Below are 15,924 nucleotides of genomic sequence, written 5' to 3'. Positions count from 1 at the left end.
GTGTCAGGCGGGATGAGCGGTGGTTGTGGTCGCGGTGGCGGCGGGACGCCCCGGATAGTGTTCCAGCAGGCTGTCGCGCTGCTGGTCCAGCACCAGGCGGAAACCGCCGTAGAGGCTGCCCAGGCAGATCAGGGTGAACAGGCCGACCAGCCACCAGGGCACCAGGCGCACCAGTCGTCGCGGCTTGGCATCCAGGCCCTGCCAGTGCGGTGACAACTCGCGGGGCACGTCGCCGCGCAGCTGGCGGATCTGCCGGTAGAGGCTGTCGCGGATGGCTTCCAGTTCGAGCATGCCGCGCGGCAGCACGCGGTACTTGCCCTCGAAACCCAGCGCCAGGCAGAGGTAGAGCAGTTCCAGCAGGGCCAGGTGCTTGGCCGGATTGCGGCTGAGACGTTCCAGCAGCAGGAAAAACTTCTCGCCGCCGAAGGTCTCGTTGTGGAAGCTGCTCAGCAGACTGAATTGCGACCAATCGCCGGCAGTGCCCCAGGGGGTGGTGACCACGGCTTCGTCGACCGTGGTGCAGAGGGCGTAGCGCGCCGCCATGACTTCGCCGCTGTCCAGGCCATCGGCCAGGGCGCGCTGTTCGAACAACCGCAGGGTAGCGGCCAGGCGCTCCTTGAGCACGTGCAGGTCTTCGGCGGCGTAGCTCTGGCGCAGGCGGACCACCTCGGACAGCAAGGGTGCGGCGGCGCCCACCAGCGGATTGATACTCAGGTTCAGGGCCTCGCCCGGACGCAGGCGGGCGGCCTGCACCATGCGCTCTTCCAGTTGCGCATAGCGTGGCGGCTCGCTGAAGTCGGTGAGCGGACTGCGCGGGGCGTCCGGGCCCTGGCCGTGGCGGCTGAGCACCACGGTCTTGTCGTCCCGGCCGTAGTCGGTTGCGGTGTGCATGCTTAGCTCCTGATCGCCCAGAAGGCGAGGTCGAGCCCCGGAAAGGTGCCGGAGACATGGAAGGCGAAGCCGCCGGACTGCTCGAGCAGGGCGATGTCGGCGGGGGTGAGTTCGAGGGCGAAGTAGGCCTTGTCGGTGTGGAACGGCAACTGGCGTGGCGCCACCGGCAGCGGCTTGAGCGCCAGGCCCGGCAGATGCAGGTTGACCAGTTGGCGAATGCGCTCCACCGGCCCTACCTTGAGGTGCGCCGGCAGGCGCTGGCGCAGGTCCTCGGTGCTGCAGTCGGCCCCGGCGATGAGCACGAAGCTGGCGGTGGCCAGCAGACCGTGATCCTGCAGCGGCGCGACCTGGATGCCGTACTGGCGTTGTTGCAGCGACAAGGGCAGGGCGTGCTGTTCGAGAACCATCGACAGCGCCTGGCGCAGGGCCTGGAACAGCGGCGCGAAGCTGCCGCCCTGGTCGGCGTGGCGATAGTGCAGTTCCTGGGTGGGGCGCTTCTCCGCGGCGGCGAAGGTAGCCAGCTCGCCGTGCAGGGCGAGCAGTTCGCGGAACAGGCTGCGCGGATGCAGCTGTTCGTAGTCCAGGCAATGGCGCAGTACTGCCTCGTGGCGATTGACCAGTTGCAGCAGCAGGAAGTCGCCGATTTCCGCGGTGCCCAGGCTGCCAGCCTGGCGCAGTCGCTGGGCCAGCACCTCGCCGCGGTGGGCGAGCAGGGTGACGACTTCCTTGAGTCCCGCCAGCAGGGGTTCGGCGGCGCGCACCTGGATGACGCTGGGGGTGAAGCGCTCATCCAGTTCCAGGCTGCCGTCCGGGGCGGTCTCCAGGATCTGGCAGGCCTGCAGGCGGACATAGGCGTCCAGCCGCGGATGATCGTCCAGCAGCAGGCGGAAGTCGGGCCGGCCACAGGTGACCGTGCCGGGCTCGCCGAAGCCGGCGTGGGAATCGGGGATCTCGCTGTCGACGATGAGGTAGCGGGCGATGATCTCGTCCTGGTCGGCCGGGCGGCTTTCCACGCGCTGGCCGCTGGTGAGCGGCAGCGCCAGCCAGACCGCGCTGTCGCGGGTGTTGGCCGGGACGTCGAGGGCCAGGGGTGAGCTGTCGGCGTCCAGTTCGAACAGGGTGCCGTCGGGCAGGATGCCGCTGGCCTGGCTCACCACCAGCTTGCCCATGGCGAGGAATTGCCGGTCGAGGGTCAGCTCGAAGAAGCCCCAGGCCGGCTCGCCCAGGCGCCGGGTGCGGGTCTGCAATTGCTGGGCGTGGTAGCGGTCGTTCTGCTGGAAGTGCTGCGGGCGCAGCAGCATGCCTTCCTGCCAGATCACCTTGAGCTGCTGCATGGCCTACTCCTTGGCCTTCGGCGCGGGCTGGATGCCATCGGCCCCGAGCGTCAGCCGTACCTGGGCCAGGGCGCTGGGCTTGAGCTGGATGACCTGGCGCCATTGGCTGCCAGCGAGGTTGCGGTAGGCGCCGTAGATGCCGACGTAGCGGCTGTCGTCTTGCACCTTGAGCTTGAGTTCGCGGGATTCGCCCGGACGCAGTTCGATCTCTTCCTCGGCCACCCAGTCCGGCGCCAGGACCTGCTTGGCATTGTCGTAGAGCGGGAAGAAGTCGGCGTTCTCGAAGCCCACCGGATTCTTCAGCTCGACCAGCCGCACCACCAGCGGCGAGGGCCGCCCGTTGAGGTCGGGGTTGAGGTCTTCGCCGCCCTTCAGGGTGAGGTCGAGCAGGGTCGGGTCCGGGGTTTTCTGGCTGGCGCAGGCGCCCAGCAGCAGGGCCAGGCCGAAGGCGCAGAGGTGCTGGAGGCGGGGCATGTCAGCGTCCTTGTGAGGTGGGGTCGAGGGTGGCGATCAGGCGCACCTGATCGGTGTAGGCCTGGGCGAAGTCCTTGGCGAACAGCCGTTCGCGCCAGTCTTCGTCCTGGCGCAGGTCGCGGTACTGGCGTTGCCAGGCGCGCCAGAGGGTGGCGTCGCGGCCCCAGCGCGGCAGGCGATCCTCGCGTTCGAGACGGGCCTCGCACTGGGCCGGCGCCAGCTGTTCGAGGGTGGCCAGGACCGCCTGGCGACTGGCGGCGACCAGGCCGACCTGATGGGCCTGGAGTTCGCGACAGGCACGCGCCACGGCCAGGTCCGCCGGCAGCTGGCCGGCCGCGGTCGGCCGCAACAGCTGCGCCAGGGCCGCATCGCCATCGGCGGCGAAGGTGAGCGGGTTGTTGCCGCTGCTCTGCACCGTGGTGAGCGGCAGGCGCAGTTCGTTGCGCGTTTCGTTGCGGGTGCGCAGGCAGCCGTGCAGGCCCTGGGTGGCCAGGCGCAGCAGGCGGGCGACTTCCAGAGCCAGGGCTTCGCGAGCCTGGTCGTCGAGGGTGGCGAGGTCCAGTCCGAGGACGTCGCCGAAGCGCTGCCAGAAGGCCGGCGCCTGGCGTTGGGGCGCCGCCGGACGCTCCATCGCCGGGGCGGCCGTTTCCGGCACCAGGGCGGGAATGCCCAGGCTGTCCAGATCCACCCGGGCGTAGTCACTGCGGGTGGCGTCGCTGGCGAAGGGATCCTGGCCATCCAGTTCGTCGAGACCGTGGGGATCGCGGCGCTCCAGGGCCTGCAGCGGGTCCAGTTCGAGGAAGGCGTCATCCGGGATCAGGCCCTGGTGACCGCCGGGGACGCTGAAGTCGTCGGCAAAGCGGGCGGGATCGCGGATCAGCCGGGCGGCGAGGGTGAAGCTGCCAAGGATGAAGGCCTGGCCATGCTGGATGCGCCAGGGCTCGCCCTTGTTCAGCCGCTGGCCGTCGGCGAGCTGGACACCGTTGCTGCTCAGGTCGGTGAGGAAGTAGTCCCCCTCGCTGTAGCTGATGCGGGCGTGCTGGCCGGAGAGTACCCGCTGCGGATCGGGCAGGTACCAGTCGCAGTCCTCGCTGCGGCCGATGAGTCCGCCGACGTGGCGGAAGGTCTTTTGGGTGAGCAGTCCGGGCGGGTGCTGACGGCTGCCGACCAGGTCGAATACCAGTTCCATGGTGACTTCCTGTCCTAGGTGAGGCGATGGGGTGTCTGGGGCTCGCCCAGGGGGCGATAGTCCTGCAGGTCCTTGGGCGCGGCGTGGCAGGCCGTCAGGGTCAGCAGGCTCAGCAGCAGCAGGGGGCGAAGTGACGAGGTCATGGCGACTCCTCTTCAGGAAAGTTGCAGATCGGCGCTGCGGATGCTCAGTCGCTGCAGGCGATAGAGCAGGGTGCGGCGGGGCAAGCCCAGCTCCTGGGCGGCCTGGGTCTGGTTGCCGCGGTTCTTGCGCAGGCAGTCCACCAGCAGGCCGCGTTCGAGTTGGTCCAGGCGTTCGCGCAGGGTCAGGCCACTGGAGCTGGCGGCGAGGGTGGTGGGGCGGATGGCGAAGTGCTCGGGCAGCAGTTCGTTGCCCTCGCAGAGCAGCACGGCGCGTTCCACCAGGCCCTTGAGTTCGCGGACGTTGCCGGGAAAGGCATAGCCGGCGAGCAGATCCAGGGCAGCGCTGGACCAGCGGCAGCGCGACCGCTGCAGGCAGGCGCAGGCCTGGTCGGCGAAGTGGCGGGCCAGCAGCGGCAGGTCCTCGCCGCGCTCGCGCAGGGGCGGCAGCTGGATGGGGAAGTGGGTGAGGCGGTAGTAGAGGTCTTCGCGGAAGGTGCCCTGTTCCACCAGGCGCAGCAGGTTGCGGTGGGTGGCCGCGACGATGCGCACGTCGACCCTGTGGGTTTCGGCGCTGCCCAGGGGGCGCACCTCGCCTTCCTGCAGCACCCGCAGCAGCTTGGCCTGCAGGGTCAGCGGCATGTCGCCGATCTCGTCGAGGAACAGGGTGCCGCCGTTGGCCGCGTCGAACAGGCCGGCGCGATCACGCTCGGCACCGGTGAAGGCGCCCTTGCGATAGCCGAAGAGTTCGCTTTCCAGCAGGTGCTCGGGCAGCGCCGCGCAGTTCTGTACCACGAAGGCCTGGGTACGCCGCGAGCCACGCTCGTGGATGGCGCGGGCCACCAGTTCCTTGCCGGTGCCGGTCTCGCCGGTCAGCAACACGGTGATGGGGGTGTGCAGCACCTTGCCGATCAGCCGGTGTACCTGGCGCATGGCGTCACCGTTGCCGATCATGCCGAAGCCGTCGCCCGGGGCCGGCGCGGCCGGGGTCTGTACGGCGGCGCCCAGCGGCTGGGCCTGGGCGCGCTCCAGCAACTGGCTCTGCGCCAGAGCGAAGCGGCCGAGCGGGGCCAGCACCTCGGCATTGGCCTCCAGCTCGCGGCGGGTACGGCTGGCCTGCACCAGCAGACCTTCGACGCCGCCACCCGGTCCGGTCAGGGGCAGGCAGCCGAGGCTGCGCCAGCCGTCGCCGGGCAGGAAGGCAGTGCTGTGCAGCAGCGGGTCCAGCTCGCGCAGGTGCAGGCTGCGATGCTGCGAGAGGCAATAGTGCAGCAGGCTTTCCTGCTCCAGCGGTAGGCTGTCGCCAGGCAGGTCGGTGACGCCGTCCAGGCTCTGGGCCAGGCGCACCAGCTGGGTATGGGTGGCGTCCAGGCGGTAGTACTGCACCAGGTCGAGCCGGGCCAGGCGCTGGATACCCTCGACTAGACCGAGGGCGAGCCGGGCAGGATCGTCGTGCTGGCCGAGTTCGATGAACAGCGGCAGGACCGCCTCTGGAGCGCTGGACAGGGTCATGCCGTCACCTCGCAGTGGAAGTCGCCTTGGTCGTTGCAGGCGAGATGCAACCGGCGGGGCGTCTGGCCCCGGGCCAGGGCGTCGAGCAACTGATCGGTGAGCAGCGGCGATACCCGCTGCTCCAGCAGCAGATCGATCCGGCGGGCGCCGCTGTCGGCGTCCAGGCCGCGTGCTGCCAATTCGTCCAGCAGCGCCGGGGCATAGCTGAAGGCGACTCGGCGAGCGGCCAGCCGGGCGCCGAGGCGGTCGAGCTTGAGCACGATCAGCTCGCGCAGCAGTGCGGCATCCAGCGGGTAGTAGGGCACCACGCGTAGTCGCGCCAGCAGCGCCGGCTTGAAGTGCCGGCTGAGGGTGGGACGGATCGCCTCCGTGAGGCTGGCCACGTCCGGGCGGCCATCGGCGCAGAGGCGCTGGATCTCGCCACTGGCCAGGTTGGAGGTGAGCAGGAAGAGCACGTTGCGGAAGTCCACCTGGCGACCTTCGCTGTCGGTGGCCTGGCCGCGGTCGAAGATCTGGTAGAAGAGGTTGAGCACCTCCGGATCGGCCTTTTCCACCTCGTCCAGCAGTACCACCGAATAGGGCTGGCGGCGGACCGCCTCGGTGAGCAGACCGCCCTCGCCATAGCCGACATAGCCGGGCGGGGCGCCGATCAATCGGGAGACGCTGTGCTTCTCGGCGAATTCCGACAGGTTGAGGGTGGTGAGGAAGCGTTCGCCGCCATAGAGCAACTCGGCCAGGGCCAGAGCGGTTTCGGTCTTGCCGACGCCGCTGGGGCCGACCAGCAGGAAGACCCCGACCGGCGCCTCGGGAGCATTGAGGCCCACGGCGGCGGCGCGCAGGGCGCGATCCAGGGCCACCACCGCCTGCTCCTGGCCGCGCAGGCGTGCGCGCAAGTCGCTGGCGAAACGGGCGATGCGTTCGTCGTGACGGCGAGCGAGCTGGTTCGCCGGGATGCCGGTCCAGGCGCCGATCACCTCGGCGACTAGCTGCGGGCAGACCTCCAAATGGACCAGGCGCTTACCCTGCTCTTGCAGCCGCGCCAGTTCGGCCTGGGTGGCGGCCAGTTCCTCGCCACCCTCGGCGGCGCGCAGCTCGAGGATGCGGGTGGCCAGGGCACGCTGCTGGTCCCAGGCCTCCTGCAGGGCGCTGGCGGCCTGGCGATCACTGGCCAGTCTGGCGGTCAGCTCGTGCAGGGTGGCCACCTCGACTGGCAGGCCGTGGCCGGCATCGCATTGAGCGGCGGCCAGAGCGCGCTCGTTGGCGGCCAGGCGCTCGCGCAGCCGCTCCAGCGCCGCCGGCGGACTGGCCAGGCTGATACGGACGCGGGCGCAGCAGGTGTCGAGCACGTCCACCGCCTTGTCGGGCAGTTGGCGTCCGCTGAGGTAGCGTGCGGCCAGTTCCGCGGCGGCCACCACGGCATCGTCGCGCAGGTAGACGCCATGGCTCGCGGCGTAGGTCGGCGCCAGGCCGCGCAGCACGGCGATGGCGGTGGCGACGTCGAATTCGTCCAGCTTCACCGGCTGGAAACGGCGGGCCAGTGCCGGGTCCTTTTCGAAGTACTTCTTGTATTCGCCCCAGGTAGTGGCGGCGAGGGTGCGCAGCTCGCCGCGCGCCAGCGCCGGCTTGAGCAGGTTGGCGGCATCGGAACCCCCTGCCGGCCCGCCGGCACCGATCAGGGTGTGGGCTTCGTCGATGAACAGGACGATGGGGTCCGGCGCCTGGCGCACGGCATCGATCACCCCCTGCAGGCGACGCTCGAACTCGCCCTTGACGCTGGCGCCGGCCTGCAGCAGGCCGAGGTCGAGGGTGCGTATCGTCACCCGGCGCAGGCTGTCGGGGACCTCGCCCGCGGCGATGCGCAGCGCCAGGCCTTCGACCAGGGCGGTCTTGCCAACCCCGGCTTCGCCCACCACCAGGGGATTGTTCTTGCGCCGCCGGGAGAGGATGTCCACCAGCTGACGGATCTCGACATCGCGGCCCAGTACCGGGTCCAGGCGCCCGGCGCGGGCCTGGGCGCTGAGGTCATGGGTGAAGCGGCTCAGTGGCGAATCGCCGGTGGCGCTCGGCGCGGCCGGTTGTTGCGCCTGGACGAACGCCAGCAACTGGGCAGCATCCACCCGCTCCAGCAGGCGCCCGTAGCGAGTGCCCAGGAGGCGCTCGGGATGGCGCAGCAGTGCCAGTAGCAGGGCGGCGCTGTCCGTCGCCGGCTGTTGCAACTCCAGACGCGCCAGCAGCACGGCGTCCTGCAGCCACAGCAGCAACTCCGGGCTGAACACCGGGTCGCCGCCCTCGCCATCCCCTAGGCGTGGCTGCAGGGTGGCGGCGAAGGCCTGGGGGTCGACCTCGGCGGCGCTCAGGGCGAGGCCGAGCAGGCCATCGGGGGTGTCCAGCAGCACGGCCAGCAGGTCCTCGATGAGGATCTGCCGGCCGCCACGACGCACACAGCGCTGGGCGGCCTGTTCCAGGTCCTGGCGCGTGGTGGCGGCCAGGCTGTCGATGAGGTGATTCAGGTCCAGGGTGAGCATGTCGATCGTCCTTGATTAACGGTGGCAGGCCAGGGTGACCTGGCCATTGGCATAGGTGAGGCCGAGCCAGGTGGTCCAGCCCAGGCGGCAGGGGCTGTCAGCGCCGAGGCGCCATTCCCGCAATTCATCCCGGCGCAGGTGCAGGCGTAGGTCGTAGTCCAGCTGGTCGCGCAGGGTGAAACGCAGCAGGGCGCGCAGGGCCGCCTGCTGGGTACCCGCCGGCAGGAAGGTGTGGAATGCAGCCCAGTCCAGCTCCAGTAGGTGCAGCCGGAACTTGCCGCCGCGATCCCGCACCTGCACGCCCAGCACCGCCGTCTGGCCGAGCTGGGCGGTGCCCTGGCCCAGGCGCGAGCGTTGCTCGGCGGGAATGGCGACGCAGCGCTCCAGGCACTGCTCCAGGCGCAGGGCGGGCTGTGCGAAGTAATAGCGCAGCACGGCCTCGATCAGCGCTGCCGAATGCACCTTGAGGCTGAGCAGGCCCAGGTAGGGCAGCAGGCGCTTCCAGTTCAGCTCGGGGGCCTGGCGCAGGCTGCTGTCGCCCAGGCCGATGAGGCTGAACAGCCGGGCCGACAGCGCATCGCGGGCGCCCTCGCGAAAGCGGGCGTGATAGCGATACTTGCGCCAGATCGGCAGCAGCAGCCGATGCAGGCGATGGTTGAAGAGGTCGAGAAAGTCGCGGGTGGTGCGATGCTGCTCGCCATCGCCCAGGGCCTGCTCGCTGTAGAAGGCCGGCAGCGGCGAGCCGCTGCCCATCAGGGCGCCCAGGTTGAGTTGCAGGCGGGCGCGCAGGCCATCGGCCTCTTCGACGAATTCCAGCCGCTCGATGTCGCTGCCGGGGAAGGCCAGACTCGGGTTGGCCTGGAATTCCAGGCGCTCGTAGAGGGCCTCCTCGGCCAGCCCCGGCTCCAGGCGCTGCAACTGCCCGAGCACCTGCTGGATGCCCTGGAACAGCGAATATTCGCGAATCTCCCGGCACAGCGCCGAGCGGTTCAGATCAGCGGCTGCTGACCCATGCGCGGTGTCCATAGGTACACCTCTCCCTGCAGGCTGCGAACGCTGAGTTGATGGAAAGAGTTCAGGCTGGCGTAGAGCGCGAAGAACTCGTTGAGCACGCTGGCGAACAGATACAGCTCGCCCTCGCTGCGAAAGCCGCTGGCATCCATGACCAACTGGGTGGCGATGCCGCGGATCGGCAGGCCGCGATAGAGGCGGTCCACCGGGCGATGGCTGATGGCCTGCAACGCGGCCAGGCGCTGGCGGCTGACCCGTTCGGCCTGGCGGTCGTGCTGGCGCGGCAGGTCGTAGCTGGCCAGCACCGTGCGCAGGGCGTCGACGTCGGTGAGCGACAGGTAGTTGAGCGACAGGTTGGAAACCAGCTGCCACAGGCGATCACCGGAGAGCACCGGCGCATGGCTGGCGGTGGGCGCGGCCAGGTTGCGGAAGGCCAGGCCGCCCGGGGTGTTCTCGGTGGGCCGGCAGAGATCGCCGGCGCGCAGGCGCTGCGGCAGGTTCTGGTTGGTGCAGGTCAGCTCGATGGACAGGGTGTCCTGGTCGTTGCCCGGATCGCCGAAGGCCAGGTAGGTGTCGATGCCGCCATGCAGCAGGGCGGTGCGCTGGCGCACACTGTAGTGCGGCCGGCCGCTCTGGCCGCCGAAGCTCAGGTCATGGGCGAAGGACTCGAAGGGCAGGTAGTCGCGATGGCCGAGCCCGCCGGGTTGCCAGCCGGTCACCCGTTCCACAGCGAACACCCCCAGGTGCTCGCGGCCCTGGCCGGCGGGGAACAGTGGGTATTCGTCGCGCTTGCCGTCCAGGCGAATCGGCAGGGCGTCGTGGCGGAACAGGTTGACCACCGGCACACAGTGCAGCCGCAGGTTGTCGCGGCTGGGCAGGCGCGGTTGACGGGCGATGCGGCGGATCTCGAAGCGCAGCTCCAGGCCGCGGGCCTGGCGGCGCACCTCCTCGGGCAGGGCCTGCAAGACCGTCAGCCCCTGCACCGTGACGAAGAGGAATTTCTCCGGAAAGGCGAAGTATTCCTGCAGGTGTCGATAGCCGCGGAAAGCATTGGGCGGATAGGGCAGCAGCGCCTCGTCCTCGCCGAAGCCGAGCGGCTGGACCTGATCGGCGGCCAGTGGCAGGACGCGCTCGCGATCCTGGGCATCGGTCAGCGGCTCGCCCTGGGCGTTCAGCGGGACGAGACTCAGGCCAGCCAGGTTGTGCAGCAGCGCCAGGTAGAGATCCTGGCTAAGGGCGCGGTCGCCTGCCAGGTGCAGAGGCAACTGGTGCAGCTCCAACGCGGCCAGGGTACCGCTGCCGGTGAGCCCCAGGCGCAGGGTCAGGCGGGCGCCGTCGCCCTGGGCGGCGAAGCTCACCTCGTCCACCTGCAACGGCTGGACTTGGGCGGTGAAACAGGTGCGGAAGCGACAGCTCACCTCGTCCAGCGGGCGTGACTCCACCTCCGTTCCACGTGGAACCTCGAGTGCTGCGCCCGGCGCGGGCAAAGGATCGAATTCGAGGATGGCGCAACTCGGCAGCGGCCGCAGGTAGTGCGGCCACAACAGGTTGAGCAGTGAATGGGTCAGCTCCGGCAATTCGTCGTCGAGTTTCTGCCGCAAGCGGCCGGTGAGGAAGGCGAAGCCCTCCAGCAACCGCTCGACGTCCGGATCCTGGCCACCCTGGCCGAGGAAGGGGGCGAGGGCGGGGTTGCGCTCGGCGAAGCGCGCGCCCAACTGGCGCAATTCCGCCAGCTCGCTCTGGTAGTAGTGATTGAAGGACATGGACCTATCCCTGGCTGACCTTGACCTGACCGCTGCCATCCAGGCTCGCGGTGAAACGGATGGGGCGCCGCTGGCCGTCGAGTTCGAGCTGGCCTTCCAGGGCGAAGGCCAGGGTGGTGCCTTCCCGCGGCAGCGGCAGCACCTTCACCCCCGACAGGCGCGGCTCGTAGGTGGCAACGAAGTGTTCGATGGCCAGCCGCGCCCGTTGCAGCGAATCGTGCAGCGACAGGCGCAGGTCGTTGAGATCGGGCAGTCCGTAGTCGGCCTGGATCGGCACGCTGCCGGCGCGGGTGCTGAGCATCTTCGCCAGGTGCGCCGCTACCGAGGCGCTCAGGGCCTCGAAGGGCGAACCCGGGGTACGCGCGCTGCGGGTGCCGGCTAGGCGTTCGAACAGACTGCCGTGGCTCATGGCCCGTTACTCCTTGTCCAGCTTGCCGACCAGCGAGAGGGTGAAATCGGCGCCCTGGTACTTGAAGTGCGGGCGCACGCTGAGGCCGACGCGGAACCAGCCCGGATTGCCCTCCACGTCGCTGACGCGGATGCTGGCGGCGCGCAATGGCCGGCGGCCGCGCACCTCGGCGCTGGGGTTCTCCTGGTCGGCGACGAACTGGCGGATCCACTTGTTGAGTTCCAGTTCGAGGTCGGTGCGCTCCTTGGTGCCGCCCAGTTGCTCGCGCTGCAGCACCTTGAGGTAGTGCGCCAGGCGGCTGACGATGAACAGGTAGGGCAGTTGGGTGCCCAGCCGATAGTTCAGCTCGGCGGCGCGCCCCTCCTCGCTGGTGCCGAAGAACTTGGGCTTCTGCGTCGAGCAGGCGGAGAAGAAGGCCGCGTTGTCGCTGCCCTTGCGCATGGTCAGGGCGATGAAGCCGGCGTCGGCCAGTTCGTATTCGCGGCGATCGGAGATCAGCACCTCGGTGGGGATCTTGGTCTCGATCTCGCCCATGCTCTCGAAATGATGCAGCGGCAGGTCCTCCACCGCGCCGCCGCTCTGCGGGCCGACGATGTTTGGGCACCAGCGATACTTGGCGAAGCTGTGGGTCAGGCGGGTGGCGAAGGCGTAGGCGGTGTTGCCCCAGAGGTAGTGACCATGGCTCTGGCTGACGTTCTCGCGATAGGCGAAGGTCTTCACCGGATTCTCTTCCGGATCGTAGGGGGTGCGCAGCAGGAAGCGCGGCAGGGTCAGGCCGACGTACCGGGCGTCTTCCTGTTCACGGAAGCTCTGCCACTTGGCGAACTGCGGGCCGTCGAAGTGATCCTTGAGGTCCTTGAGATCAGGCAGGCCGGTGAAGCTCTCCAGGCCGAAGAAGCGCGGCCCGGCGGCGGCGATGAAGGGGGCGTGGGCCATGGCCGAGACCGCCGCCACCTGCTGCAGGGTGCGGATGTCCGGCGCGGTGGGGTCGAAGTCGTAGTTGGCGATGATGGCGCCGACCGGCTCGCCGCCGAACTGACCGAACTCGGCGGTGTAGACGTGCTTGCAGAGCCCGGACTGGACGATCTCCGGCGCGTCCTCGAAGTCTTCCAGCAGGTCCTGCTTGGAGACGTTGAGCAGCTCGATCTTGTTGTTCTCGCGGAAATCGGTGCGCTCCACCAGCAGCCGTAGGCCGCGCCAGGCCGCTTCCAGCGACTGGAATTCCGGGTGGTGCAGGATCTCGTCCACCTGGCGGCTGAGCTTCTCGTCGATCTCGGCGATCATGCGGTCGACCAGTGCCTTCTTCACCGGCTGCTGGGCGTTGTGCGGCTTGAGCAGTTCCTCGATGAAGGCGGAGACGCCACGCCTGGCCGCGCCATAGCCTTCGTCCTGGGGCGCCAGGCGGGTCTCGGCGATGATGCGGTCGAGGATGCCGCTGTCGTCGGCGACCTCCGCTGGGCGATGCTGGAGCAGGGTATCGGTCATGATGGGCTTCCTGGTCAGACGTCTTGTTGGGGCAGGCCGAGTTCGCCGAGCACCTGCTCGCGAGCGACCGGATCGGCGAGCACCTGCTCGATGGCCTTGCGGAAGGCCGGGGCGTTGCCGAGCGGGCCCTTGAGCGCCACCAGGGCGTCGCGCAGGTCCATCAGCTGCTTGAGTTCGGGTACCTGCTGCACCAGCCGCGCAGGACTGAAGTCCGCGATGGCCTTGATGTCGAGTTGCATGGCGAGGTCGTCTTCGCTGCCTTCCTGCAGGCGGTTGGGCACTGCCAGGGTCAGGCCCAACTGCTGCTTGGCCATCACCTCGTCGAAGTTGTCCTTGTCGATGGCCACGGGTTTGCGGTCTTCGAGCTTGCGGTCGTCGGCGCGCTGGGTGAAATCGCCCAGCACCATGAGCTTGAGGGGCAGTTCCAGTTCTTCCTCGGCACCGCCGGTGGCGGGTCTTACCGTGACGTTGATGCGTTCTTTCAGCGCAACCGAGCCTTCTTTGGCCATGTCTTTCTCCTGATGGGTGAGGGCGAGCCTCAGTCGAGTGCCGCTTCGAGGTCGAGACGGCAGAGTCTTGGGCGCAGCTGTTGCAGCTGCGCCCGGCTGTCGGCGGTGACGGGCAGGGCTTCCAGGCACTGGCGCCGCGCCTGCAAGATTTCCAGCGCCAGCTGCGGCTCCCAGTGCGCCAGCAGGGCGCCGTGTTCGGCGTCCAGCTCGGCGAGCTGGTAGTGGGCCAGCTCGAACTGGCGGGCGTGGATCAGCAACTGGGCGCTGGCCAGGTCCCAGAGCAGGCGCTGGCGTTCGCCCTGAGCGCCGAGGCGACCGGCCTGCAGGAGACGCACGGCGCTCTTGAGCCCGCTGCCGCGCAGTTCCGTGAGCGCCTCGGCCAGGGCCGCGCGCCAGTCTTCCTCTGGGGTATCACCTTCGGTGGCGACGGCGGCCTGCGGAGCGCTCCGGGTCGCCAGGCTGGCCAGCCAAAGGCGGGTCTGGGCATCGGCGAAGGGTTGGCCGTCATGGAAGGCCAGGGCTTCGAGTCCGGGCAGGCGCTCCAGCAGCAGGACCAGCGGCCATTCGATCTCGCGGGAGGCTGCCTCGGCGCCGAGGGTCTGCAGGCATTCCCAGGCCAGGCGCTGACCGTCCAGCCAGAAGGGCGCGCGGGCCAGGCTGATCTCCAGTTCGCCGAGCAGGGTTGCCGTGTCCCCGGCGGCCTGGAGTTCCTGGAAGAACTTCAGGCGATCGGCCGGCAGGCCCCGCAAGCCGGTGACGCCCTGGGTGTCGTGGGCGGGCAGGCTGTCGATGCCGCTCCACAGCAGGGTGCGATTCAGCCGCAGGGCCCGTGGATCGCCGGCGCGCTGGCGCAGCCACCAGGCGCTCAGGCTGCGAGCGCCCTCCTGCAGCTGACGCAGCAGGCGATGGGCGTCCCTGTCCGACTCCAGCGGGCCCTGGGGCAGTGGCTGGGCGGTGCTGGCCACCGCGGCGGCGGCCGCGCTGGCTGTGTTCGTGGACGGGGTCGCCGCGCTCGGTTGGGCCTGGCGCCGTTGCTGTTCGTCCAGGCGGCGGACCAGGGGTAGCAGCAGGGGTGTGGCGTCACCCAGGCGCGGTTGCAGCAGGCTTTCCAGTCTGGCCAGTTGGGCGCTGAAGGTCTGTAGCCAGGACAGGTCCAGGGTGTTCAGGGTGGTGCTGTCGAAGAGGCCGTCCAGCCGTCCGCAGAGCCAGCTGCAGGCCGCGGCACGGGTGCGCTCCTTGCGGGGATGCAGGACATCCCAGTGCGCCTCGATCAGGCGTTCGAGCAGCGTCAAACCTGCCCCTAGACCCGGCCAGCCGTGAGTCCGCTGCAGCGCCCAGGTCAGCCAGGCGGCGACCCGCAGATCCTTGGATTGCTCACGCAGAAAGAGCGTGGCCTGCGCGGCGATATCGGCCCAGTCGGGAATGACGTCGCGATGCAGCACCTGGTTGTTGTGGCAGGCCTGCTCAAGGCGTTCGAATTCCGGGCTATACCGGCAATCTTCACCGGCAAAGTTGTCTTCTTTAATAGCCTGCTCAGCGATAGTTATATAGCTGGAGGCGAGCGGGGGCAATAAAGTCATCCATGACCTCACAGGGCGTAAAGTTCTAGTCCTTGAACTTCGCGGCGCGAGAAATTGCTGTAACAGTTTTCGCTCAGCGCTGGGCAGTTAATGGCGCATCCACGCTGTGAGGCGCATCCTAAAGCCGTTGGCTGGGCTTGGGTAGCGTGAGAAATGTGATCGATAGCTGATTTTTTGCTAAGGGTGATAACTAAAAAATCAGAGTATTAAATGAGGTGACAAAATTTGTCCTAATTAAGCCTGGAAAAGTGACCGTCATGGTCAGTTGTTCGGGTGTGATAATTTTGACGAGAAAAATATGGCGCCTATATAGGCGCCTTACATTGAAGAAACCAACGCTAGAGCCAGCCATATTCCGCCATCGACAGCGGCTCTCCATCTCCCACGATGAAATGATCCAGCACCCGTACATCCACCAGCGCCAGCGCGTCCTTCAATCGACCGGTGAGCAGGCGATCGGCTTGGCTGGGTTCGGCGACGCCGGAAGGATGATTGTGGGTCAGGATGACGGCCGCGGCATTGTGGGTGAGGGCGCGCTTGACGACTTGCCGCGGATAGACGCTGGCGCCGTCGATGGTGCCGTGGAACAGGGCTTCGAAGGCCAGCACCCGGTGGCGGGTGTCGAGGAACAGGCAGCCGAAGATTTCATGGGGCTCGTGGCGCAGGCGCGCCTTGAGGTAATCGCGGACCTGCTGCGGGCTTTCCAGTGCCGAGTCGCGCCTGAGGCCCTCGGCCAGGTGGCGACGGCCCATTTCCAGGACCGCCTGCAACTGGCTGTACTTGGCCGGCCCCAAGCCGAGGTGGGCGCTGAAGGACGCCAGATCCGCCTCCAGCAGCGCCCTCAGGCTGCCGAATTCGCCGAGCAGCTGACGGGCGAGATCCACGGCGCTGCGCCCGGCCACGCCCGTGCGCAGGAAGATCGCCAGTAGCTCGGCGTCGGTGAGGGCCTGGGCGCCCCGTTCCAGCAGTTTCTCTCGCGGCCGCTCCTGGGCCGGCCAGTGCTTGATGCTCATGGGACGCTCCTTGTGTGGGCTGGCGCCTGCGTCCTGCAGGCGCTGTGCTATCTTAACCGGATGATTCGCGGGTTTGCGCCAGCTTAGAG

The 15,924-nt window shown here is 68.6% G+C and carries 14 protein-coding genes; all 14 read right to left on the bottom strand.

Going from position 1 to position 15,924, the window contains the following annotated elements; translation table 11 throughout:
* Nucleotides 1–3: 3 nt before the first annotated feature.
* Nucleotides 4–891: a type IVB secretion system protein IcmH/DotU gene (icmH, locus tag QZ471_RS15530; RefSeq protein ID WP_295465326.1), complete on the bottom strand. Its 888-nt coding sequence runs from the start codon at nucleotides 889–891 to the stop codon at nucleotides 4–6.
* Nucleotides 892–893: 2 nt separating this feature from the next.
* A complete protein-coding gene (gene tssK / locus QZ471_RS15525) occupies nucleotides 894–2,225 on the bottom strand; it encodes a type VI secretion system baseplate subunit TssK (protein ID WP_295465324.1) in 1,332 nt (443 codons plus the stop codon).
* A gap of 3 nt (nucleotides 2,226–2,228) precedes the next feature.
* Entirely contained in the window at nucleotides 2,229–2,699 is a 471-nt protein-coding gene (gene tssJ / locus QZ471_RS15520; RefSeq protein WP_295465322.1) for a type VI secretion system lipoprotein TssJ, read from the bottom strand.
* Nucleotide 2,700: 1 nt separating this feature from the next.
* The gene (gene tagH, locus QZ471_RS15515; RefSeq protein ID WP_295465320.1) at nucleotides 2,701–3,888 is read right to left on the bottom strand and encodes a type VI secretion system-associated FHA domain protein TagH; all 1,188 of its coding nucleotides are present in this window, start codon (nucleotides 3,886–3,888) and stop codon (nucleotides 2,701–2,703) included.
* Between the two features lie 14 nt (nucleotides 3,889–3,902).
* On the bottom strand, nucleotides 3,903–4,031 hold the full coding sequence (locus QZ471_RS15510) for a hypothetical protein (RefSeq protein ID WP_295465318.1): 129 nt from the start codon (nucleotides 4,029–4,031) through the stop codon (nucleotides 3,903–3,905).
* A 12-nt stretch (nucleotides 4,032–4,043) separates the two neighbouring features.
* Nucleotides 4,044–5,540 (bottom strand): sigma 54-interacting transcriptional regulator, encoded by a 1,497-nt coding sequence (locus QZ471_RS15505; RefSeq protein WP_295465316.1) that lies wholly within the window; start codon nucleotides 5,538–5,540, stop codon nucleotides 4,044–4,046.
* The gene (gene tssH / locus QZ471_RS15500; protein ID WP_295465314.1) at nucleotides 5,537–8,065 is read right to left on the bottom strand and encodes a type VI secretion system ATPase TssH; all 2,529 of its coding nucleotides are present in this window, start codon (nucleotides 8,063–8,065) and stop codon (nucleotides 5,537–5,539) included. Before tssH ends, QZ471_RS15505 begins: the two co-directional genes overlap by 4 nt.
* Nucleotides 8,066–8,080: 15 nt before the next feature.
* Nucleotides 8,081–9,091, bottom strand: a complete 1,011-nt coding sequence (gene tssG, locus QZ471_RS15495) for a type VI secretion system baseplate subunit TssG (protein WP_295465312.1) — start codon at nucleotides 9,089–9,091, stop codon at nucleotides 8,081–8,083.
* Nucleotides 9,055–10,839: a type VI secretion system baseplate subunit TssF gene (tssF, locus tag QZ471_RS15490; RefSeq protein WP_295465310.1), complete on the bottom strand. Its 1,785-nt coding sequence runs from the start codon at nucleotides 10,837–10,839 to the stop codon at nucleotides 9,055–9,057. The genes tssG and tssF overlap by 37 nt, the downstream gene beginning before the upstream one ends.
* 4 nt (nucleotides 10,840–10,843) lie before the next feature.
* Nucleotides 10,844–11,248, bottom strand: coding sequence for a type VI secretion system baseplate subunit TssE (gene tssE, locus QZ471_RS15485; protein WP_295465308.1), 405 nt, complete (start codon nucleotides 11,246–11,248; stop codon nucleotides 10,844–10,846).
* A 6-nt stretch (nucleotides 11,249–11,254) separates the two neighbouring features.
* A complete protein-coding gene (gene tssC, locus QZ471_RS15480) occupies nucleotides 11,255–12,733 on the bottom strand; it encodes a type VI secretion system contractile sheath large subunit (RefSeq protein WP_295465306.1) in 1,479 nt (492 codons plus the stop codon).
* A 14-nt stretch (nucleotides 12,734–12,747) separates the two neighbouring features.
* On the bottom strand, nucleotides 12,748–13,242 hold the full coding sequence (gene tssB / locus QZ471_RS15475; protein WP_295465304.1) for a type VI secretion system contractile sheath small subunit: 495 nt from the start codon (nucleotides 13,240–13,242) through the stop codon (nucleotides 12,748–12,750).
* A gap of 29 nt (nucleotides 13,243–13,271) precedes the next feature.
* A complete protein-coding gene (gene tssA / locus QZ471_RS15470; protein WP_295465302.1) occupies nucleotides 13,272–14,822 on the bottom strand; it encodes a type VI secretion system protein TssA in 1,551 nt (516 codons plus the stop codon).
* 338 nt (nucleotides 14,823–15,160) lie between these two features.
* Nucleotides 15,161–15,835: a DNA repair protein RadC gene (gene radC / locus QZ471_RS15465; protein WP_295465300.1), complete on the bottom strand. Its 675-nt coding sequence runs from the start codon at nucleotides 15,833–15,835 to the stop codon at nucleotides 15,161–15,163.
* Between the last annotated feature and the right edge of the window lie 89 nt (nucleotides 15,836–15,924).

Source organism: uncultured Pseudomonas sp. (assembly GCF_913774235.1).
Classification (GTDB): Bacteria; Pseudomonadota; Gammaproteobacteria; order Pseudomonadales; family Pseudomonadaceae; genus Chryseomonas.
This window is presented reverse-complemented; position numbering and strand designations above follow the sequence as displayed.